We start from the raw sequence: 20,995 nt of genomic DNA, 5'->3' as shown, positions 1-20,995 counted from the left end.
TAGCCCGACTGCCGTGTCATCCTTGAGTCAGTTCCACTCAAGTCGTATGGAGGATTCGAAATGGCACGTGCGGTCGGCATCGACCTGGGCACGACTAACTCTGTCGTCAGCGTTCTTGAAGGCGGCGAGCCCACCGTCATCACCAACGCCGAGGGCGCCAGGACCACGCCGTCCGTCGTCGCCTTCGCGAAGAACGGCGAGGTGCTCGTCGGTGAGGTCGCCAAGCGGCAGGCCGTCACCAACGTGGACCGGACCATCCGCTCGGTGAAGCGCCACATGGGCACCGACTGGAAGATCTCGATCGACGACAAGAACTTCAACCCGCAGCAGATCAGCGCCTTCGTGCTGCAGAAGCTGAAGCGGGACGCCGAGGCCTACCTGGGCGAGAAGGTCACGGACGCGGTCATCACCGTGCCCGCGTACTTCAACGACTCCGAGCGTCAGGCGACGAAGGAGGCCGGCGAGATCGCGGGCCTGAACGTCCTGCGTATTGTCAACGAGCCGACGGCCGCCGCCCTGGCCTACGGTCTCGACAAGGACGACCAGACCATTCTCGTCTTCGACCTCGGTGGCGGCACCTTCGACGTCTCGCTGCTCGAGATCGGCGACGGCGTCGTCGAGGTGAAGGCCACCAACGGTGACAACCACCTCGGTGGTGACGACTGGGACCAGCGCGTCGTCGACTACCTGGTGAAGCAGTTCAACAACGGTCACGGTGTGGACCTCAGCAAGGACAAGATGGCGCTCCAGCGCCTGCGCGAGGCCGCCGAGAAGGCGAAGATCGAGCTGTCCTCGTCCACCGAGACCACGATCAACCTGCCCTACATCACGGCCTCCGCCGAGGGCCCGCTGCACCTGGACGAGAAGCTCACGCGCGCCCAGTTCCAGCAGCTCACGTCCGACCTTCTGGAGCGCTGCAAGACGCCGTTCCACAACGTCATCAAGGACGCCGGCATCCAGCTGTCCGAGATCGACCACGTGGTCCTCGTCGGCGGCTCGACCCGTATGCCCGCCGTCGCCGAGCTCGTCAAGGAGCTGACCGGTGGCAAGGACGCCAACAAGGGTGTGAACCCGGACGAGGTCGTCGCCATCGGCGCCGCCCTCCAGGCCGGTGTCCTCAAGGGTGAGGTCAAGGACGTCCTGCTCCTCGACGTGACCCCGCTGTCCCTCGGCATCGAGACCAAGGGCGGCATCATGACCAAGCTCATCGAGCGCAACACCACGATCCCGACCAAGCGGTCCGAGATCTTCACGACGGCCGAGGACAACCAGCCGTCCGTGCAGATCCAGGTCTACCAGGGCGAGCGCGAGATCGCGGCGTACAACAAGAAGCTCGGGATGTTCGAGCTGACCGGTCTGCCGCCGGCGCCCCGCGGCGTCCCGCAGATCGAGGTCTCCTTCGACATCGACGCCAACGGCATCATGCACGTGACCGCGAAGGACCTGGGCACGGGCAAGGAGCAGAAGATGACCGTCACCGGCGGCTCCTCGCTGCCGAAGGACGAGGTCGACCGCATGCGCCAGGAGGCCGAGCAGTACGCGGACGAGGACGCCCGCCGCAAGGAGGCCGCCGAGTCCCGCAACCAGGGCGAGCAGCTGGTCTACCAGACGGAGAAGTTCCTCAAGGACAACGAGGACAAGGTCCCCGGCGAGGTCAAGACCGAGGTCGAGGAAGCGGTCAACGAGCTGAAGGAATCGCTCAAGGGCGAGGACTCGGCCGCGATCCGCACCGCGACCGAGAAGGTCCAGGTCGTCGCGCAGAAGCTGGGCCAGGCCATGTACGCCGACGCCCAGGCCGCGCAGGCCGCCGGCGGCGAGGCCCCGCAGGACCAGCCGGGCGACGCCAAGGCCGCTGACGACGACGTCGTCGACGCCGAGATCGTCGACGACGAGAAGCCGAAGGACGGTGCCGCGTGACGGAGGAGACCCCCGGGTTCGACGAGCAGAACGAGCCCGCCGACGTCTCCGAAGGCAGCGCACCCGAGGCCGCCGAGTCGAAGGCCGCCCCCACTCCTGAGAAGGAGGGGGCGGCCCCGGCCGGAGACGCGACCGTGGCTCTCACGGCCCAGCTGGACCAGGCCCGTACCGCGCTCAACGAGCGCACCGCGGACGTCCAGCGCCTGCAGGCCGAGTACCAGAACTACCGCCGCCGCGTGGAGCGTGACCGGGTCACGGTCAAGGAGATCGCCGTCGCGAACCTCCTGACCGAGCTGCTCCCGGTACTCGACGACATCGGCCGCGCCCGTGAACACGGCGAGCTGGTGGGCGGGTTCAAGTCGGTGGCCGAATCCCTGGAGACGGTCGCCGCGAAGATGGGCCTGCAGCAGTTCGGCAAGGAGGGCGAGCCCTTCGACCCGACGATCCACGAGGCCCTGATGCACAGCTATGCGCCGGACGTCACCGAGACGACGTGCGTCGCGATCCTGCAGCCCGGGTATCGCATCGGCGAGCGCACCATCCGCCCCGCGCGGGTGGCGGTCGCCGAGCCGCAGCCGGGCGCGCAGACCGTCAAGGAGACTCCGGCTCAGGCTTCGGCCTCGGACGAGCCGGCCTCCGAGGACAACAAGGAGAGCGGTGGCCCGGACGAGGGCTGACGCGATCACCATCGGCATACGTGAGGAGGGACGCCGGGGATGAGCACCAAGGACTTCATCGAGAAGGACTACTACAAGGTCCTCGGCGTCCCCAAGGACGCCACCGAGGCCGAGATCAAGAAGGCGTACCGGAAGCTCGCGCGCGAGTTCCACCCGGACGCCAACAAGGGCAATGCCAAGGCGGAGGAGCGCTTCAAGGAGATCTCCGAGGCGAACGACGTCCTCGGCGACCCGAAGAAGCGCAAGGAGTACGACGAGGCGCGCGCCCTGTTCGGCAACGGAGGCTTCCGTGCCGGACCGGGCGCGGGCGGCACCGGCTCCTTCAACTTCGACCTCGGCGACCTCTTCGGAGGCGGGGCGCAGGGCACCTCGGGCGGCACCTTCGGGGGCGGCCTGGGCGATGTGTTCGGCGGCCTGTTCAACCGGGGCGGCACGGGGGCGGGCACCCGCACCCAGCCGCGCCGCGGCCAAGACATCGAGTCCGAGGTGACGCTCTCCTTCACCGAGGCGGTGGACGGCGCGACCGTTCCCCTCCGCATGTCCTCCCAGCAGCCCTGCAAGGCCTGTTCGGGCACCGGCGACAAGAACGGCACGCCGCGCGTGTGCCCGACCTGCGTCGGCACCGGCCAGGTCTCGCGGGGTGGCGGCGGCGGGTTCTCGCTGACCGACCCCTGCGTGGACTGCAAGGGCCGCGGCCTCATCGCCCAGGACCCCTGCGAGGTCTGCAAGGGTTCCGGACGCGCCAAGTCCTCGCGCACCATGCAGGTACGGATCCCGGCGGGCGTCTCGGACGGCCAGCGGATCCGGCTGCGCGGCAAGGGCGCACCCGGTGAACGGGGCGGTCCCGCGGGCGACTTGTACGTGGTCGTGCACGTGGACAAGCACCCGGTGTTCGGCCGCAGGGACGACAACCTCACGGTGACCGTCCCGGTGTCCTTCACCGAGGCGACGCTCGGCGGCGAGATCAGGGTCCCGACCCTGGGCGGGCCGCCGGTCAAGCTGAAGCTGCCCCCGGGCACGCCCAACGGCCGCACCATGCGCGCCCGCGGGAAGGGTGCGGTCCGCAAGGACGGCACGCGCGGCGATCTCCTCGTCACGGTGGAAGTCGCCGTACCGACCGAACTGACCGACGCCGCCCGTGAGGCCCTCGAGTCGTACCGCAAGGCGACTGAGGGCGAGGATCCGCGGGCAGAACTGTTCCAGGCCGCGAAGGGAGCTTGAGGCGCATGGACGGCCGTCGACGCAATCCGTACGAACTGACCGACGAGACACCGGTCTACGTCATCTCGGTGGCGGCGCAGCTGTCCGGCCTGCACCCGCAGACCCTGAGGCAGTACGACCGCCTCGGCCTGGTCTCCCCGGACCGCACGGCCGGGCGCGGTCGCCGCTACTCGGCCCGCGACATCGAACTGCTGCGCCAGGTGCAGCAGTTGTCGCAGGACGAGGGCATCAACCTGGCCGGCATCAAGCGCATCATCGAGCTGGAGAACCAGGTCGCCGCGCTCCAGGCCCGCGTGGCCGAGCTCTCCGCCGCGCTGGAGGGAGCCGCCGCCACGATGCAGCAACGTGAAGCGGCGGTGCACGCCTCGTACCGCCGCGACCTCGTGCCGTACCAGGAGGTCCAGCAGACCTCGGCGCTGGTGGTCTGGCGGCCGAAGAAGCCGACGGACTGAGCGAGTTGTTCCGTTGTACGAGGGCCCCTTCCCGACTTCGGGAAGGGGCCCTCGTACGTCCTGAGCCGCTCAGCCGGAAGCGGCCGGCCGGTGACGGCTAGCCGAGCTTGGCGCCGGCGCTGAACCGCTCGCGAAGGTGCGCGTCGATCCGGGCCTTCAGGGCCGCGTGGTCGGCCGTCAGAGCGTTCGGCAGCGTCAGGCGCTCCGCGCCGCCGGCGTTGAAGTCGAGCTCCGACTCGCGGGCGATCAGGGCGAGTTCGAGGGTGTCGCGCTCGTACTCGGCCGGGAACTTCAGCTCGATCTCCTGCCACCAGTCGGCGGCCTGCACCGTGGTGCGCGCCTTGCCCGGCTTGACCTCGGCCTCGTCGAGGACGAAGCCGAGCTCCTCCATGACCTTCAGGACGGCGTCCTGGGCGGGCAGGGCGTGGATCTCGACCGGGTCGAGGTCGCCCTTGTCCACCGACTTGTCGATGGCGAGCTCGGTGCGCAGGGCACTGTAGGTGCCTCGGATCTCGCGGCCGAGCGCGTGCGTAAGCGGCATCTCCAGCGGCAGGTCGAAGGCCACCTTCTCCGTGCGCGTCTCCCCGGCACGCAGCGTGAACGGGGCCTCGAAGGCGTGCGTGGCGATGGCGTTGAGGTACTTCTCCTCCTGCCCGTCGCGGGCCTCGAAGCGGACGATCAGCTCGACCGTGAACTTCTCGACCTCGACGTCGGCGCCGCCGCCGCGCACGGCGACGGTCGCGGTCAGCTGCTCGCCCGGGCGGGCGATGTGGCTGTCGAGAACGGTCTGCACCTCGGGCGCATTGATGCCGAGGGAGCTGAGCAACTTGCGGAAAGCCATGCGGTGTTACCCCCCAATACGTTGATCAAGTACTGCTTGCCGCACCTTAGACGATCAATCGGTCAGAGGGCGAGAGTCCGGACGTCACCGCTTCCCCCTCACTTCATCACTGCTTCGTCACAGAACCCGGGGCCGGCCCGCGGGTCCACCCGGCCCCCTGCGGGGCCTGTCAACTGCGTTGTGCGGACGGTGCGTTGTGCCTCCCTGCTGAGCCCGGCGCCGAACATCCCGTACAGCGTCCCGATCTCGGCGTGTTGATGGCGGAATGGGGCCGTCCGCGCCGGCCCGCCGCCTGCGATGTGACGGACCCCGGCGGGGAACCTTGCCGGTTTCCGCTGACTGGGGTCTGCGGGTCCTTGGATAATGCCGGGAGCCGGTGGACTTGGGGGTACGACGGTGGCCGGAGCGGATGCGCATCGGCATGGTGCGGATGATCTTTGTGTGGCGGGTGAGCGGGTCTACGGGGCCTCGCTGGCAGCCGGCAGGATCAGCCGCGCGGAGGCCGAACCCGCCGCCTGCCTGCTCGAGTTGGGTCTGCTGCACCCGGATCCCGCCGACACGCAGTGGCTCGTGCCGACGAACCCGGGGCAGGTGGTGTCCCAGCTCATGCGCGGCATCGAGTCGGAGCTGTCCGCGGTGCGTCGGCGGGCGGGACTGGTGGCCTCGATGGCCGAGCGCTTCGCCGCACCGACTCCGGGAGTTGCGGCTGCGAACGAGACGCTGAGGGTGCTGGAGGGCCGCCCCCGGATCAACCGGGCCATCGACGAGGCGACCGCCGTGTGCACCACCGAGATGCGCGCCATGCAGCCGTCGGGCATCCGCTCGGAGAGGGACCTGTCGAACGCGCTGCCCAGGGCGCTGCACATGCGCAGCAACGGAGTGCGCATGCTCAGTCTGTACACGCATGTGGCGCGGCACGGGCAGGGTTTGCAGTCGTACCTCGAGCAACTCCAGGGCTCCGTGGAGGTGCGGACGCTCGACGAGGTGGTCGAGCGCCTGCTGATCTTCGACCGTACCGTGGCCTTCGTCCCCGCGAGTGCGGACCGGTCGGTCGCCCTGGAAGTCCGGGCTCCCGCGATGGTGGAGTTCCTGGTGACGGTCTTCGACCGTTTCTGGCACCTCGCTGTGCCGCTGGGCAACCCGCTGCCCACCGGGGGCGGGGTCGACGGGATCAGCCGGCGCGAGCACGTGATCGCCGCCCTGCTCGCGGACGGACACACCGACGCGGTCATCGCCGAGCGGCTCGGTATCAACGTCCGGACGTGCCGTCATCACATCCGGCGGCTGTCCGAAGCCCTGGGCTGTGCGACGCGCGCACAGCTCGGGGTGCGGATCGCGCAGGCCGGACTCGACCGCCCGCCGCGCTGAGGCGCGGTGGCGCGGCGTGCGTTCAGTGGCCCTGTTCCAGAATCCCCGACTGGGCGATGAGATAGCCGAGTTGGGCGCGGCTGCCGCTGCCGAGCGTGGCGGAGAGCTTGGCGATGTGGCCGCGGCAGGTGCGGACGTTCATCCCGAGCCGTCGCGCTATCGCCTCGTCCACGTGGCCTTCGACGAGCAGTTGGGCGATGGACCGCTGGACACCGGTGACGCCTTCGGGCGTGCGGTCTGTGGGAAGGTGCTCGCCCAGCGGGACCGCGCTGTTCCAGAACTGCTCGAAGACGCTGGTCAGATAGCCGACCAGGCCGGGGTGGCGCAGTTCGAGGGCGATCTCGCGATCGTTCTCCGCCGGGATGTACGCGACCTTTCGGTCGATGACGATCAGGCGGTCGATCAGCTGCTCCAGAGTGCGGATCTCCATGCCGCCCGGCCCCGCCTGCTCCAAGTACGCCTGGATGCCCTGACTGTGGCGGGCCGTGTGCTGGTACAGCGTCCGGACGCGCACCCCCCGGTCGAGCAGGGGGCGGACCCGCACGAGTGCCTGGCTGAGAATGTCGGCGGAACGCCCGCCGCCCGGCTGCAGCGTGAGCAGTTCCTGCGAGCAGCCGGCGGTGGCGCGGCTGAGGGAGGCGTCGATGCGGCTGTACCCCTCCAGCACGGTGATGGCGTGCGTTGTGGGAGGGTCTTGCGCACTGATCTGCATGAACGGCTCAAAGGCGCTGCTCAGTTCGACCGTCTGGCGTCTGCGGTCCTGGATCTCCTGCTCCAGCGGCATGAGAAGTTGAGCCAGCACAGCGGTCGGCGGAACCGGGCGGAGCCATTCCGCGTCATCCGGATCCGGATGCAGCAGGGCCAGATCGATCAGGCAGGGAGCCGGCCCTATCTCGGACCGGGCTATTCGGCCGGTGCGCAGGGCACTTGCGTACAGGCGCGCTCCGTCCTCGCACAGTTCCTGATGGCCATGAGGGTGCCCTTTTTCGTCATCATATGTCTGCATTTGAACACCCCCCAGGCTCCTGCAATTCAGGAACATGATGCACGTAGCCGGTAGTGGAAGCGCAAAGACTCAGCCATTGTCTTGACCGCGGGGGAATCGAAGCAATCAAGTGAGGTCGAAGCCGCCCATGTCCAAGAGAATGGTTCGCTCGGTACTTGCTCTTGCCTTTGCCGCGGCAGCTGCCGTGGGCGTCGTCGGCCAGATGGAGCAGTCTGCGCCCGCCGCAGTCGTTGCGGACCCGATCTGGCAAAGGGCCGCCACCACTGCTGCTGAAGACCCGATCTGGCAGAGCGTCGCACTGGATCCCATCTGGAAGAGTCCCACCACCGACGCGGTGAAGGACCCGATCTGGAAGCCCTCGGGGGCCGTGGCATGACGACCCCTCCGGACGACCGAACCTTCCGCCGCGAAATGGCCACCGCCTACCGCTCCGGCTGGCACTTCATCGATCTCGTCACGGCCATCCCCCGCCCTGGCGACTCGCTGATGGTCACCCTGTTCGGAGAGCCCGTGGTGGTCGTGCGCGACGCGGAGGACGACGACGTCCGGGCCTTCCGGTGCCTGCGCCGGCCCCGTGGCGCGCCGCAGCCCGTGCGGTGTGCGGTGCGCTACGGAATGATCTTCGTGAATCTCGATCAGCGCGACCACCAGTTGGTGGAGCCGCTGGTCGACCCTGAAACCATCCCCGCCACCCCCCGCAGTGCCTGACGCGATCCCCCGTCGTCAAACATCGCTCAGGCGCTTCCCCCCGCAGCGGCGTCACCGTGGACCTGAACACGGTGGCGCCGCTGTGTTTTCCGTGCCGGGGGATTGATCAGGCCATGCGGACGGCGACCACCGCCGACGCGCCCGGTGACGTCAGGACCTCCGTCGCGGTCAGCGCCGGGTGCGTCAGGTAGAACAGGCGCAGTTCGTCCACCTCTCCCTGGAAGCGCGGCGGCCAGTCGGCCGACGGCGTGAAGTCGTCCAGAACCAGAATTCCGCCGGGGGCGAGCAGGCCGACGACCGCCTCGGGGTCGTCGCGTTTCCCGCCGCCGTCGCAGAAGAAGACGTCGAAGGGCGCGTACGGGACGAGAAGTCGCCAGTCGCCGGCGAGCACCCGCACGCGCGGATCGTCCGCGAAGGCGTCATCGGCGCGGGTGGCCAGCGGAGTATCCCGTTCCACCGTGACCAGCCGGGCCGCCGGGCCGAGACCGCTGTGCAGCCAGGCGGTGCCCACACCCGCTCCCGTTCCGCTCTCCGCGACGACACCGTGCGGCTTCGCTGCGGCGGTCGCAGCCAAGAGGCGGCCGACCTCGCGCGAGCAGCTCTTCGTGAAGCCAGACGCGGCGGCGAAGCGTTCCGCCGCTGTGACGGTCTCGGGGACCGGGCGCTGCCTTGTCACGCCCGCCCCATCGCCCGGGACAGCGCGATCTCGATGAGGACGCGGTCCGGGTTCGGGGCCGGGGTGCGGGTGTAGCGCTCCGCGTAGCGGCGGACCGCGTCCGCTATCTGTGCCTCGTCCGTGCGGATGTGCGCCAGGCCCTCCAGTGTGGCCCAGCGGCCGCCGTCGACCTGGCAGAGCGCCACCCTGGCCCCGTCCGGGCCCGCCGCCAGGATGTTGGCGACCTTGGTGCTGGTCTTGTTGGTGATCACGCGGGCGACCCCGGCGTCCGGGTCGTACGTGGCGCCGACCGGCACCACGTGCGGGCTGCCGTCGGGCCGGAGGGTCGTCAGGGTGCACATGTGCCGCTCCCGCCAGAAGCTGAAGTAGGCGGGGTCCGGGGTGCGCGGGTCGAAGGCCATAGGTCCGGAACCTAAGGCACGGGCATGACGGCGCCGGATCCGGGTGCCCGTAGGAGTGGCCCGCGAGGGGCCGCAAAGGAGAAGGGCGGCCTGTTCCCGCCATCTTGAGTGGAATAGACTCAACTTTGTGTACGTTGGAAGGGTCAGAGTCCGAAGACCCCCACGTAACAGGAGGAGAAGCCACACGTGGACGCCGAGCTGACCAACAGGAGCCGGGACGCGATCAATGCGGCGAGCAGCCGCGCCGTGTCCGCCGGACACCCCGATCTGACCCCCGCGCACTTGCTGCTCGCGCTGCTCGAGGGTCAGGACAACGAGAACATCACCGATCTGCTGGCGGCGGTGGACGCGGATCAGGCCGCCGTACGGGCCGGGGCCGAGCGCGTCCTCGCGAGCCTGCCGAGCGTGACGGGGTCCACCGTCTCGCCCCCGCAGCCCAACCGCGAGATGCTCGCCGTGGTCGCCGAGGCCTCGAAGCAGGCCAAGGAGCTCGGCGACGAGTATCTGTCGACCGAGCATCTGCTGATCGGGATCGCCGAGAAGGGCGGTCAGGCGGGACAGGTGCTCGCCAAGGAGGGCGCCACCGCCAAGCGCCTGCTCGACGCGTTCCAGAAGACGAGGGGTACCCGCCGCGTGACCACCGCCGATCCCGAGGGCTCGTACAAGGCCCTGGAGAAGTTCGGGACCGATTTCACCGCCGCCGCCCGCGAGGGCAAGCTCGACCCTGTCATCGGGCGGGATCAGGAGATCCGGCGCGTGGTGCAGGTGCTGAGCCGCCGTACGAAGAACAACCCCGTGCTCATCGGTGAGCCCGGCGTCGGCAAGACCGCCGTGGTCGAAGGGCTCGCCCAGCGGATCGTGAAGGGCGATGTGCCGGAGAGCCTCCGGGACAAGCGGCTGGTCAGCCTCGACCTGGGGGCGATGGTCGCGGGTGCCAAGTACCGCGGTGAGTTCGAGGAGCGGCTCAAGACCGTGCTCTCCGAGATCAAGGAGAGCGACGGGCAGATCATCACGTTCATCGACGAGCTGCACACCGTCGTGGGCGCGGGCGCCGGCGGGGACTCCGCCATGGACGCCGGCAACATGCTGAAGCCGATGCTCGCGCGCGGCGAGCTGCGTATGGTCGGCGCGACCACCCTCGACGAGTACCGCGAGCGCATCGAGAAGGACCCCGCCCTGGAGCGCCGCTTCCAGCAGGTCCTGGTCGCCGAGCCGTCCGTCGAGGACACCATCGCGATCCTGCGCGGACTCAAGGGCCGGTACGAGGCCCACCACAAGGTCGTCATCGCCGACTCCGCGCTGGTCGCCGCCGCCACCCTCTCCGACCGCTACATCACCTCGCGCTTCCTGCCCGACAAGGCCATCGACCTCGTCGACGAGGCCGCGTCCCGGCTCCGTATGGAGATCGACTCCTCGCCCGTGGAGATCGACGAACTCCAGCGCGCCGTCGACCGGTTGAAGATGGAGGAGCTGGCGCTCAGCCGTGAGACGGACCCCGCCTCGCAGCAGCGCCTGGAGAAGCTGCGCCGCGACCTCGCCGACAAGGAGGAGGAGCTGCGCGGTCTGACCGCACGCTGGGAGAAGGAGAAGACCTCCCTCAACCGCGTCGGTGAGCTCAAGGAGAAGCTGGACGCGCTGCGCGGCCAGGCCGAACGGGCCCAGCGCGACGGCGACTTCGACACCGCCTCCAAGCTCCTGTACGGGGAGATCCCCACCCTGGAGCGGGAGCTTGCCGAGGCCTCCGAGGTCGAGCAGGAGGTGTCGCAGGACAAGGACACCATGGTCAAGGAGGAGGTCGGCCCGGACGACATCGCGGACGTGGTCGGCTCCTGGACCGGCATCCCGGCAGGCCGGCTGCTCGAAGGCGAGACGCAGAAGCTGCTGCGCATGGAGAGCGAGCTGGGCAAGCGGCTCATCGGGCAGACCGAGGCCGTGCAGGCGGTGTCGGACGCGGTACGGCGTACGCGCGCCGGCATCGCCGACCCCGACCGGCCCACCGGATCGTTCCTCTTCCTCGGCCCGACGGGTGTCGGCAAGACCGAGCTCGCCAAGGCGCTCGCCGACTTCCTCTTCGACGACGAGCGGGCGATGGTCCGTATCGACATGTCGGAGTACAGCGAGAAGCACAGCGTCGCCCGGCTCGTCGGCGCGCCTCCCGGCTACGTCGGATACGAGGAGGGCGGCCAGCTGACCGAGGCGGTGCGCCGCCGTCCGTACTCCGTCGTGCTGCTCGACGAGGTCGAGAAGGCGCACCCGGAGGTCTTCGACATCCTCCTCCAGGTGCTCGACGACGGACGCCTGACCGACGGGCAGGGCCGCACGGTCGACTTCCGCAACACGATCCTGATCCTCACCTCGAACCTCGGCAGCCAGTACCTGGTCGAGCCGATGACGAGCGAGGAGGAGAAGAAGCAGCAGGTCCTGGAGGTCGTCCGGGCCTCCTTCAAGCCGGAGTTCCTGAACCGGCTGGACGACCTGGTGGTCTTCTCGGCCCTCACCAAGGACGAGCTGGCGCACATCGCCGAGCTGCAGATCGGCCGCCTCGCCAAGCGTCTGGCCGAGCGGCAGCTCACCCTCGACGTCACCCCGGCCGCGCTCGCGTGGCTGGCCGACGAGGGCAACGATCCGGCGTACGGCGCCCGCCCCCTGCGCCGCCTCATCCAGACCGCCGTCGGCGACCGCCTCGCGAAGGAGATCCTCGCGGGCGAGGTCAAGGACGGGGACACGGTGCGGGTGGACGTGGCCGGGGACGGCCTGCTGGTCGGTCCGGCGCAGTAAGCACGCGTGGTCGTACGGCGGCCGGTCCGGGCAGCGCGCCTGGACCGGCCGCCGGCACGAGGCCCGGGCCGCCGCGGCCCGATCGTGTCAGCCCGCAGCGGAACCCCCGGACCCGCCCGGGGCGGGCCTTTACAAGCCCCGCCCGGCATGGGGGAGGATGGGCCAATCCGTACGAAGGGAAATACACGGTGAGCATCGACCCGTCCTCGATTCCGAACTTCGGGGGCCAGCCCAAGCCTCAGCAGGCCCAAGGACCGGCGGGCGCCGTCGTCCCCGACCAGGACCTCGTCAAGCAGCTCCTGGACCAGATGGAGCTCAAGTACGGCGTGGACGAAGAGGGTGACCTCGTCGCGCCGTGGGAGGAGTTCCGCACCTACTTCATGTTCCGCGGCGAGGAGGACCAGGCGGTCTTCTCGGTCCGTACGTTCTACGACCGTCCGCACGCCATGGAGTCCAAGGCCCAGATCCTCGACGCGATCGACGACTGGAACCGCCGCACCCTGTGGCCCAAGGTCTACACCCACACCCACGAGGACGAGGACGGCACCGCGACCGTCCGCCTCATCGGTGAGGCCCAGACCCTGATCGGCACCGGCGTGCTCCTGGAGCACTTCGTGTCCTCCACGGTCAGCTGGGTGCGCGCCGCCATCGAGTTCGACCGCTGGCTGGTCGAGCACCTCGGCCTCGTCGAGGACGTCGACTCGGCGGAGAAGCCCGAGGACGAGGGCTGAGCCCCGAGGTCCTCAGGGGCATACGGGCCTAGAGCGGCATCCGGGCCACGGCCACGAGATAGGCCCCGTACCCGAGCGAGAGCCCGGCCAGGGACGCGAGCACCACGCCCGCGTGCCACGGCCGGGCTCGCGTCGTACGGGCCAGGGCGCGGGCGAGCGGGATCAGGAGCGGGAAGGCCGGCAGCAGGAAGCGCGCCTTGGACTCGAAGAAGCCCGAGCCGCCGACCACCACCAGGAGCAGCACCCCGCTGTAGACCACGAGCGCGAGCGGCGCCCGGTCGGCGAGGAGCAGCGCGAAGAGCAGCACCCCGGCGGCCACGATCACCAGCGCCGCGGCGAACACGAACCGGTCGCCGGTGAGCAGCATCCTCTTGGCGAAGGCCAGCGAGGCGCGGCCCAGGTCGAAGTGCGAGCCCCAGCCGTCCTGCACACCGAAGTACCCGCCGAACAGATCGCCCTGCCGCCGCCCCACCCACAGCACATACGCACACCACCCGGCGGGCGCGAGCAGCGCCCCCGCCCACAGCGCGCGGCTGCCTCTTCCCCGTACGGTCTCCACCGCGGCCACCACGATCACCGCCGCGGCCACCGCGAACCCGTTGGGCCGGGCCAGGCCCGCGAGCGCGGCCAGCGCACCCGCGACCACCGGATGCCCGGTCAGCAGCGCGTACAGCGCCCAGACCGCACAGGCGGTGAGCACCGGCTCGGTGTACGCCATCGACAGCACGACCGAGTGCGGCAGCAGCCCCCACAGCAGCACGAGAAGGGTGGCGGTGCGCCGCCCGTACAGGTGCGCGCCGAGCACGAAGATCCCGTACGCCGCGAGGGCCGCCGCCGTCCAGGCCACGAGCAGCCCTGCGGCCGGACCGCTCACCGGCAGCACGGCCGTGACCGCCCGCACGAGCCCCGGGAAGAGCGGGAAGAAGGCCAGGTCGCTCTGGGTGACCTCGGGCCCGAAGTGCAGGGTGCGCCCGTACCCGTGGGCCGCGATCCCCACGTACCACCGCGCGTCCCACGAGGTCCCGAGCAGCCCGAACGTGTCCTGCCCGGTGCGCCGCGCGACGGCCGCGAGCACGAGGATCCCGGCACACCGCGCGGCGGCGAACAGGCCGAGGGCGAGGAGGGGGGCGGGCAGCCGCCCGATCCGGCTCCCCGCGCGGCCCCGCGACCAGGCGGCCCGCGGCGCCCGTGCGGTCCGCGCGGGCCGGGCAAGGGTGTCAGTCACACGCGTACGATGCGCGCTTCACCCCTTTTGTCCGCGCGGACGCGACCGCACACGTACCAATCCGTTACCAGGACTTCAGCCGCTGGACGGCCTCCTCGAGGACCTCCGTCCTCTTGCAGAACGCGAAACGCACGAGGGAGCGGCCGGCCTCCTTGTCGTCGTAGAAGACGGAGGTCGGAATGGCCACGACCCCGCAGCGCTCGGGCAGGGCGAGGCAGAAGTCGATGCCGTCGGCGGCGCCGAGCGGGGTGATGTCAGTGGTGATGAAGTACGTGCCGGCGGGCCGGTGGACCGTGAAGCCGGCGTCGGCGAGGCCGGCCGCGAGCAGGTCGCGCTTGGCGCGCAACTCCTCGCGCAGGCCGGCGAAGTACGACTCGGGCAGTGTGAGGCCCTCGGCGATCGCGTACTGGAACGGTCCCGACGAGACGTACGTGAGGAACTGCTTGGCGGTGCGCACGGCCGTGACCAGTTCGGGTGTGGCGGTGATCCAGCCGACCTTCCAGCCCGTGAACGACAGGGTCTTGCCGGCCGAGGAGATCGTGACCGTGCGCTCGCGCATGCCCGGCAGTGAGGCGATCGGGATGTGTTCGCCGTCGAACACGAGGTGCTCGTAGACCTCGTCGGTGACGACCAGCAGGTCGCGCTCCACGGCGAGTTCGGCGATCGCGGTGAGTTCGGCGCGGGTGAGGACCGTGCCGGTGGGGTTGTGCGGGGTGTTCAGGAGGATCAGGCGGGTCCGGTCGGTGACCGCGTCGCGCAGCTCGTCCAGGTCGAGCCGGAAGCCGCGGCTGTCCGGGCCGCCCGCCGGGTCCGGGCGCAGCGTGACGGGCACGCGCCGGCCGCCGGCCATGGCGATCGAGGCGGCGTACGAGTCGTAGTACGGCTCCAGGGCCACCACCTCGTCACCGGGCGCCACCAGGGCGAGCAGCGAGGCGGCGATCGCCTCGGTCGCGCCGGCCGTCACGAGCACCTCGCGGTCCGGGTCGTACGTCAGCCCGTACCGCGTCCGCTGATGCGCGGCGATCGCGAGGCGCAGTTCGGGCACCCCGGGCCCCGGTGGGTACTGGTTGCCGCGGCCGTCGCGCAGCGCGCGCACCGCGGCCTCGCGCACCTCCTCGGGGCCGTCCGTGTCCGGGAAGCCCTGGCCCAGGTTGATCGCGCCGGTCCGCACGGCGAGGGCGGACATCTCGGCGAAGATCGTGGTCCCGAACTCGGCGAGGTGGGCGTTGAGGTGGGGGCGGGGTGCGGGTGGGGTCATGGCGGACATCCTGCGCTGTGCGGGGGCGGGTGCTCAAGGCCGGGGCGGCGGCCCGGGCCCGGCTGCCGCTGCCGTACGCGGGCCGGAAACCTCTGAAGTTCCTCAACTCCGCTTTGGCCGCGGGTGGCCGGGGGCATCCCCCTCGCACACAAGAAGCGGGATCGCCGCTTCGGGGGACGGAAGGCGGGGGTGATCTCCATGGGGATTGTCATCGCGGTAGGTGTCGTGCTCTTCGCGCTCGTGGTGATCGGCACCATCGGCGCGCAGTCGGGCGGCGGCAGGCCGAAGCGGCGCCGGCGCAGTGGCTGGGCCGGTTCGGGCGGGAGCAGCGGGGGCAGCGGGGGCTGCGGCGGGTCGTCGTCGTGCGGCGGCGGCGGGGGATGTGGCGGCGGGGGATGCGGCGGAGGCAGCTGACCGGGTCGCGGGGGATGCGGCGGAGGCAGCTGACCGGGTCGCGGGCCGCGGTGCAACGGCTGACACGGGGCAGCTGATGCACAGGACGGGCCACTGACACCGGGCAGTTGACGCACGGGACGGGCCGCCGGCACGGGGCGGCGGTCCGGACGTGGCATCTGCCAGGGGGAATGCATCCGGCATAGTCGTCACACCCAGGTGCCCGGCGGGGCAGAACACCCGCCGGGCACCTGCTTGTTGAAGTGTGGAGAACAGTTGAACTGTGGGGCCCTCGGGGGGATGGAAACCCCACGAAGTTGGGTAAAAACGCTGTGGCGGCGCTCCCCTTCATGATTCCCTTCACCTGTTGACGCAGCCCGGACCGCCAGAGCCAAGCCCAAGTGCCAGGTCCGCCCCACTTCCCACTGCGTGTTTGCGGAGCCGACCCATGCTCACGACCCTCCAGACCACCTACACCGACACGCGCGCCACCGACCTCGCCTGGGCGCTCGGCCGTGAGCCGTTGCCGGCGTTGTCGGTGCTCGACCTCGAACTGGGGGACGCCAAGGTGCAGTTGCGCCTGCTCGGCGCCTCGCACCAGGTGCTCCTCGACCAGGAGGAGGGCACCTGTTCGGAGACCGTGGCCTGCATGCCGGGCAGCAGCACACCGCTGCCGCTGGGGGTCGCCAAACGGGTGGGCGACTGGGAGTACGAGTTCGCCGCCCGCGTCGAGACCCTCTCGCGCGGCTCGTTCGCGGGCCGCGCGCAGGAGCTGCTCGCGCTGGTCTCCGACCATCCCAACGGGCTCGCGGGCGTCTTCCCGGGCAGCCCGCACGCGTTCACCGCGATGCTCGTCCAGCGTCACCCGGACAACCCCGCCCAGGTGCACTGGCGCACGTGGCACGCGTATCCGCAGGAGGGGCAGTTGGTCGCCACCCGCACCCGGGTCGGGGTCCGGCAGCCCGCGGTGGTCTGAGCCGGCGCGGAGAACGATGCGCGGCGACCGGCGCGCGGTCGCGGTGGGCCGCGCGCGAGACCGGGGAACGGCCGCTCAACCCTCGAACCGGCGAGTTAAGCCTTGTGGGTGACAGGCTGTCCACGGGTCGTGACGTAGCGTTCGGAGCGTGATCGAACCGCCCGTGTCCGCACCTCCCGGCGTGCCCCCGCCGCGCGAGCCGGCCGCCCGCGCAGGGCTGCCGGTGTCCGCGCGTACCGGCCGGTTCCTGGTGCTGCTCGGCGTCTTCGTCTGCGCGGCCTGCGGACTCGTCTACGAGCTCGAACTGGTCGCCCTCGGCTCGTACTTGATCGGCGACTCCGTCACCCAGGCCTCCGTCGTCCTGTCCGTGATGGTCTTCGCGATGGGCGTCGGATCGCTGGCCGCGAAGCGGCTGAGCTGCCGTCCCGCCGCCGGGTTCGGCATGGTCGAGGCGGTGCTCGCGCTGGTCGGCGGACTCAGCGCGATGGCGCTGTACGCGGGGTTCGTCTGGGGCGGCGAGGCGCGCGCCCTGCTCGTGGCGTTCTCGCTGGCGATCGGTGTGCTGATCGGGGCCGAAGTCCCCTTGCTGATGACACTGATCCAGCGGATCCGGCGGCAGGACGCGGGCGGCGCGGTCGCCGATCTGTTCGCCGCCGACTACGTGGGGGCGCTGGTCGGCGGGCTCGCCTTCCCCTTCCTTCTGCTGCCGCTGTTCGGGCAGTTGACCGGCGCGCTGCTCACCGGCGCGGTGAACGCGGTGGCGGGCGGCGCCCTGGTGCTCGGCCTCTTCCGCGGCGACCTGAGCCGCCGCAGCCGCCGCCTCCTCGTGCTCGCCAATGTCACGGTGCTCGCGCTGCTCGCCGCCGCGGCCGTCCTCGTCGACGACTTCGAACGGGCGGCGCGGCGTGCGGTGTACGGGCCGGACGTGCGGGTGGCGATGCAGACGGACGTGCAGGAGGTGGTCCTCACCGGCCCGCCCACCGGACCGCTCGACCTCTTCCTCGACGGCCGGCTGCGGGTCAGCGGCCGCGACGAGCACCGCTACCACGAGGCCCTGGTCCAGCCGGCGATGACGCGGGCGCACCGCCGGGTGCTGGTGCTCGGGGGCGGGGACGGCCTCGCGCTGCGGGAGGTGCTCAGGCATCCCGGGGTGCGCCGCGTGGACGTGGTCGAACTCGACGCGGCCGTCGTGGACCTGGCTCGCCGCGACCCCGCGCTGGTCGCCCTGAACCGGGACGCGTTCGCCGACCCGCGGGTGCGGGTGGTGCACGCGGACGCCTTCCAGTGGCTGCGTACGGCACCGGGGCCGGTGTACGACGTGGTGGTCTCCGACCTCCCGGACCCCGGGATCACGGCCTCGACCAAGCTCTACTCGCAGGAGTTCTTCGGCCTGGCGGGGCGGCTGCTCGCGCCGGAGGGCCGGTTCGTGGTGCACGCGGGTTCGGCGAGTACGCGCCCGCGGGCGTTCTGGACGGTGGACGCGAGCGTACGGGCGGCGGGCCTGGCGACCGTGCCGTACAGCGCGGGCGGCCGGCTCGCCGGGTTCGCGGCCGGACCCGACCGCGGGGCCGCCGGGCCGCATCAGCCGCGCGACTGGGGATTCGTGCTCGCCGGCCATACGAAACCGTCCCTCGCCCTCGACCCCGGGCGCCGCTACCGCTCCCTGAGTGAGCCGGCGCTGCGGGCGGGGGCGCGGGCGGTGCAGCGGACCCGGGTGGCGGTGGGGCCCTCGACGCTGGTGCATCCGCGGTTCTGAGCGGGCGGGCGTATGCACGGGTGCGGGGGCTGTGGGGAGGTCCCGCACCCGAACGCCCAGAACCACTGCCCCCGCGCGAACCACGCCGGTAGGCTCGCGAGGCATGGAGCTTGAGGTGTTCGTCCCGGTGCCCGAAGCCGAACTGCGGCGCGCCCTGGGGGACCCCGAAAGAGTCGCCCGGAGCGTCCCCGGCCTGCAGCGCGCGGCCGACGGCGAGCCGCTCGAAGGCCGCCTGAAGGTACGGATCGGCGGCCACACCATCACCTACCGCGGCTCCGCGAAGGTCGCCGCGCGCGGTGGTGCGTACGCGATCGAGGGCGAGGCCGCCGAGGCGCGGGGCTCCGGCTCCGTACAACTGGCCCTGAAATTGCGCCTGGTGGCGGCCGAAGGCGGTACGACGCTGGCGTTCAGCGGCGGCGCCAAGGCCGACGGGCGGGCCGCGGAGGCGGAGGACGCGGCGGTGGAGTCGGCGGCCCGCCGGCTCCTGACGCGGTTCGCCGAGCGTCTCGGCGAGGTGGCCGCGACGCCGCGCGCGCCGGAGGCGGTCGCGGAATCGGAGGCGGCCGCGGAGACGGAGCCGTCCGTGGGGACTGAGGCCTCCGTCGAGACGGAGCCGGTGGTCGCGCCGGAGGCGGAGCCCGCGGAGGCTCCGGGGATCGAGCCGGCGGCCGGGGAGAAGGCGGAAGCGGAGGCCGCGGCGGACGCGCAAGCCGAAGCCGAAGCTGAAGCGCGCCCCGAAGCCGAAGCCGCCCCGGAAGAGGACGTGCCCGAGGCGCCCGAAGAGCCCACCTCCGTCTTCGACACCGAGGTCCCCCCGCCCTCCCTCGACCGCGGCTACGACGAGCAGCTCGCCGACGAGGTGGACGAGGTGTTCGGCGAGCTGCCCACCGAGGCCGCGCACGCCCGGCGCACGATGATCGGCCGCAGCGCCGAAGAGGTGGACCACGCTCCGCCCCGCGGCCGCTACGCCCCCGTGCCCGCACCCGACAGCGGCACCGCGTCGGACACCCTGCGCTGGGTGGCCCCGGCGGCCGCGCTGGTCGTGGCCTCGGCCATCGTCGTGGGCCGGGTGCTGCGCCGCCGCAGGTAGCAGACGGCAGGTAGCGGGCGGCAGGGAGCGGCCGTACGGGCACTGTGCCGCCGCGAGTAGTCGGGCGCCGCGGCACGGGTCTAGGGTCGAAGGTGTGACGACTAAGGACGACATCACGCTGGTTGCGGGCGGCGCGGAGCTCACCGTGCAGGGCGGCAACGGCTGCCGGATCGGCTCGCTGCGGATCGACGGCACCGAAGTGCTGCGGCAGGGCGACCACTACGGCAGTTTCCCGATGGTCCCGTGGTGCGGGCGCACCGAGAACGGGCGCTTCCTCAGCGGCGGCCAGACCTACCAGCTCCCGATCACCGATCCGCCGCACGCCATCCACGGCACCGTGCGCGACCAGGCCTGGACCCCGGTGCGCTCCTCGGCGACCGAGGCCGTCTTCACGTACGACCTGACCGACCCCTGGCCGTGGGACGGCCGTGTCACGCAGATCTTCGCGCTGGCCGAGGACAGCGTCACGATCACGATGGGGATCGAGACGTACGGGGAGTCCTTCCCCGCGCAGATCGGCTGGCACCCGTGGTTCAGGCGCACCCTGCGCGAGGGCGGCGCCGAGGCGGAGATCGCCTTCGACGCGGCCTGGCAGGAGGAGCGCGGCGAGAACTACCTGCCCACCGGCAAGCGCATCGACCCGCAGCCGAGCCCCTGGGACGACTGCTTCGGAATGCCGGACGGGGTGGACGTCACGGTGACGTGGGCCGGGGAGCTGGAGCTCAAGGTCGCCAGCCGTGAGCAGTGGGTCGTCGTCTACGACCACCAGCCGGAAGGGGTGTGCGTGGAGCCCCAGACCGGGCCGCCGAACGGCCTGAACACCCACCCGCGCCTGGTCACGCCGATCGATCCGCTGGAGGCGTCCACCACGTGGAGCTGGCGCCGGCTCTGACCGGCCCCGGCGGGCGCCCCGATACCCTGAGCCCATGAGTGACGTACGCGGCGAGCTGCTGCAGCAGATCAAGGACAAGGCCGTCGTGCACGGCAAGGTGACGCTTTCCTCCGGGATCGAGGCCGACTACTACATCGACCTCCGCCGGATCACCCTCGACGGCGAGGCCGCCCCGCTGGTCGGCCAGGTGCTGCTCGACCTGACGAAGGACCTCGACTTCGACGCCGTCGGCGGCCTGACCATGGGCGCCGACCCGGTGGCCGGCGCGATGCTGCACGCCGCCGCCGCGCGCGGGCAGAAGCTGGACGCCTTCGTGGTCCGCAAGGCCGCCAAGGCGCACGGGCTCCAGCGCCGCGTCGAGGGCCCGGACATCAAGGGCCGCCGGGTGCTCGTGGTCGAGGACACCTCCACCACCGGCGGCTCCCCGCTGACGGCCGTCGAGGCCGTACGGGAGGCCGGCGCCGAGGTCGTGGCCGTGGCCACCATCGTGGACCGCGCCACGGGCGCCGCCGAGAAGATCCAGGACGGCGCCGGGGTGCCGTACCTCTTCGCCTACGGCAAGGACGAGCTCGGCCTCGACTGAGCGCGGGACCAAGGGCTGGTCGGACGGGGGACTCAGGTCCCCCGTT

At 71.1% G+C, this 20,995-nt stretch carries 20 protein-coding genes; 14 read left to right on the top strand and 6 right to left on the bottom strand.

Features of this window, described 5'->3' with window-relative positions; translation table 11 throughout:
- Positions 1-60: 60 nt before the first annotated feature.
- From dnaK to BLT97_RS20735, 4 genes are read left to right on the top strand one after another with little or no spacing between them, the layout of a single operon-like run.
- A complete protein-coding gene (dnaK, locus tag BLT97_RS20750; protein WP_093612455.1) occupies positions 61-1,917 on the top strand; it encodes a molecular chaperone DnaK in 1,857 nt (618 codons plus the stop codon).
- Entirely contained in the window at positions 1,914-2,594 is a 681-nt protein-coding gene (gene grpE / locus BLT97_RS20745) for a nucleotide exchange factor GrpE (protein ID WP_093612453.1), read from the top strand. The genes dnaK and grpE overlap by 4 nt, the downstream gene beginning before the upstream one ends.
- A 39-nt stretch (positions 2,595-2,633) precedes the next feature.
- Positions 2,634-3,815, top strand: coding sequence for a molecular chaperone DnaJ (gene dnaJ / locus BLT97_RS20740; RefSeq protein WP_093612451.1), 1,182 nt, complete (start codon positions 2,634-2,636; stop codon positions 3,813-3,815).
- Positions 3,816-3,820: 5 nt separating this feature from the next.
- Positions 3,821-4,267, top strand: coding sequence for a heat shock protein transcriptional repressor HspR (locus tag BLT97_RS20735; protein ID WP_093612449.1), 447 nt, complete (start codon positions 3,821-3,823; stop codon positions 4,265-4,267).
- A gap of 97 nt (positions 4,268-4,364) precedes the next feature.
- On the opposite strand, the gene BLT97_RS20730 is transcribed toward BLT97_RS20735, so the two are convergent.
- Positions 4,365-5,108, bottom strand: a complete 744-nt coding sequence (locus BLT97_RS20730; protein ID WP_093612447.1) for a sporulation protein — start codon at positions 5,106-5,108, stop codon at positions 4,365-4,367.
- Between the two features lie 441 nt (positions 5,109-5,549).
- Between BLT97_RS20730 and BLT97_RS20725 the strand changes: the two genes are divergently transcribed.
- Entirely contained in the window at positions 5,550-6,476 is a 927-nt protein-coding gene (locus BLT97_RS20725) for a helix-turn-helix transcriptional regulator (protein WP_342742758.1), read from the top strand.
- 22 nt (positions 6,477-6,498) lie between these two features.
- On the opposite strand, the gene BLT97_RS20720 is transcribed toward BLT97_RS20725, so the two are convergent.
- A complete protein-coding gene (locus BLT97_RS20720) occupies positions 6,499-7,482 on the bottom strand; it encodes a helix-turn-helix transcriptional regulator (RefSeq protein WP_176953846.1) in 984 nt (327 codons plus the stop codon).
- Positions 7,483-7,609: 127 nt separating this feature from the next.
- Here BLT97_RS20720 and BLT97_RS20715 point away from each other — a divergent pair, with 127 nt between their 5' ends.
- Both BLT97_RS20715 and BLT97_RS20710 read left to right on the top strand, forming a co-directional pair.
- Complete coding sequence (locus BLT97_RS20715; RefSeq protein ID WP_093612442.1) at positions 7,610-7,858, top strand: hypothetical protein; 249 nt, start codon at positions 7,610-7,612, stop codon at positions 7,856-7,858.
- The gene (locus BLT97_RS20710) at positions 7,855-8,190 is read left to right on the top strand and encodes a Rieske (2Fe-2S) protein (RefSeq protein ID WP_093612440.1); all 336 of its coding nucleotides are present in this window, start codon (positions 7,855-7,857) and stop codon (positions 8,188-8,190) included. Before BLT97_RS20715 ends, BLT97_RS20710 begins: the two co-directional genes overlap by 4 nt.
- A gap of 106 nt (positions 8,191-8,296) precedes the next feature.
- On the opposite strand, the gene BLT97_RS20705 is transcribed toward BLT97_RS20710, so the two are convergent.
- Positions 8,297-8,866 (bottom strand): O-methyltransferase, encoded by a 570-nt coding sequence (locus BLT97_RS20705; protein WP_093612438.1) that lies wholly within the window; start codon positions 8,864-8,866, stop codon positions 8,297-8,299.
- A complete protein-coding gene (locus tag BLT97_RS20700) occupies positions 8,863-9,267 on the bottom strand; it encodes a pyridoxamine 5'-phosphate oxidase family protein (RefSeq protein ID WP_093612436.1) in 405 nt (134 codons plus the stop codon). Before BLT97_RS20700 ends, BLT97_RS20705 begins: the two co-directional genes overlap by 4 nt.
- A gap of 186 nt (positions 9,268-9,453) precedes the next feature.
- Between BLT97_RS20700 and clpB the strand changes: the two genes are divergently transcribed.
- Both clpB and BLT97_RS20690 read left to right on the top strand, forming a co-directional pair.
- A complete protein-coding gene (gene clpB / locus BLT97_RS20695) occupies positions 9,454-12,045 on the top strand; it encodes an ATP-dependent chaperone ClpB (RefSeq protein ID WP_093612434.1) in 2,592 nt (863 codons plus the stop codon).
- Between the two features lie 188 nt (positions 12,046-12,233).
- Positions 12,234-12,776 (top strand): type III secretion system chaperone family protein, encoded by a 543-nt coding sequence (locus BLT97_RS20690; RefSeq protein WP_093612432.1) that lies wholly within the window; start codon positions 12,234-12,236, stop codon positions 12,774-12,776.
- Between the two features lie 28 nt (positions 12,777-12,804).
- Here the strand turns inward: BLT97_RS20690 and BLT97_RS20685 are convergent, their stop codons facing one another.
- Positions 12,805-14,001: a hypothetical protein gene (locus BLT97_RS20685; protein WP_342742757.1), complete on the bottom strand. Its 1,197-nt coding sequence runs from the start codon at positions 13,999-14,001 to the stop codon at positions 12,805-12,807.
- Positions 14,002-14,065: 64 nt separating this feature from the next.
- A complete protein-coding gene (locus BLT97_RS20680; RefSeq protein ID WP_176953845.1) occupies positions 14,066-15,268 on the bottom strand; it encodes a pyridoxal phosphate-dependent aminotransferase in 1,203 nt (400 codons plus the stop codon).
- An 832-nt stretch (positions 15,269-16,100) separates the two neighbouring features.
- On the opposite strand from BLT97_RS20680, the gene BLT97_RS20670 reads away from it, so the two are divergent.
- The 5 genes from BLT97_RS20670 (at position 16,101) to pyrE (ending at position 20,949) form a co-directional block, all read left to right on the top strand.
- Positions 16,101-16,628: a DUF2617 family protein gene (locus tag BLT97_RS20670; RefSeq protein ID WP_093612428.1), complete on the top strand. Its 528-nt coding sequence runs from the start codon at positions 16,101-16,103 to the stop codon at positions 16,626-16,628.
- A 148-nt stretch (positions 16,629-16,776) separates the two neighbouring features.
- Positions 16,777-18,384 (top strand): polyamine aminopropyltransferase, encoded by a 1,608-nt coding sequence (locus BLT97_RS20665; RefSeq protein ID WP_093612426.1) that lies wholly within the window; start codon positions 16,777-16,779, stop codon positions 18,382-18,384.
- 103 nt (positions 18,385-18,487) lie between these two features.
- Positions 18,488-19,474: an SRPBCC domain-containing protein gene (locus BLT97_RS20660; RefSeq protein ID WP_093612424.1), complete on the top strand. Its 987-nt coding sequence runs from the start codon at positions 18,488-18,490 to the stop codon at positions 19,472-19,474.
- Positions 19,475-19,568: 94 nt separating this feature from the next.
- Entirely contained in the window at positions 19,569-20,366 is a 798-nt protein-coding gene (locus BLT97_RS20655; protein ID WP_093612422.1) for an aldose epimerase family protein, read from the top strand.
- A gap of 34 nt (positions 20,367-20,400) precedes the next feature.
- Positions 20,401-20,949: an orotate phosphoribosyltransferase gene (pyrE, locus tag BLT97_RS20650; RefSeq protein ID WP_093612420.1), complete on the top strand. Its 549-nt coding sequence runs from the start codon at positions 20,401-20,403 to the stop codon at positions 20,947-20,949.
- Positions 20,950-20,995 lie beyond the last annotated feature (46 nt).

Origin of the sequence: Streptomyces indicus (assembly GCF_900100315.1) — a bacterium.
Classification (GTDB): Bacteria; Actinomycetota; Actinomycetes; order Streptomycetales; family Streptomycetaceae; genus Streptomyces; species Streptomyces indicus.
This window is presented reverse-complemented; position numbering and strand designations above follow the sequence as displayed.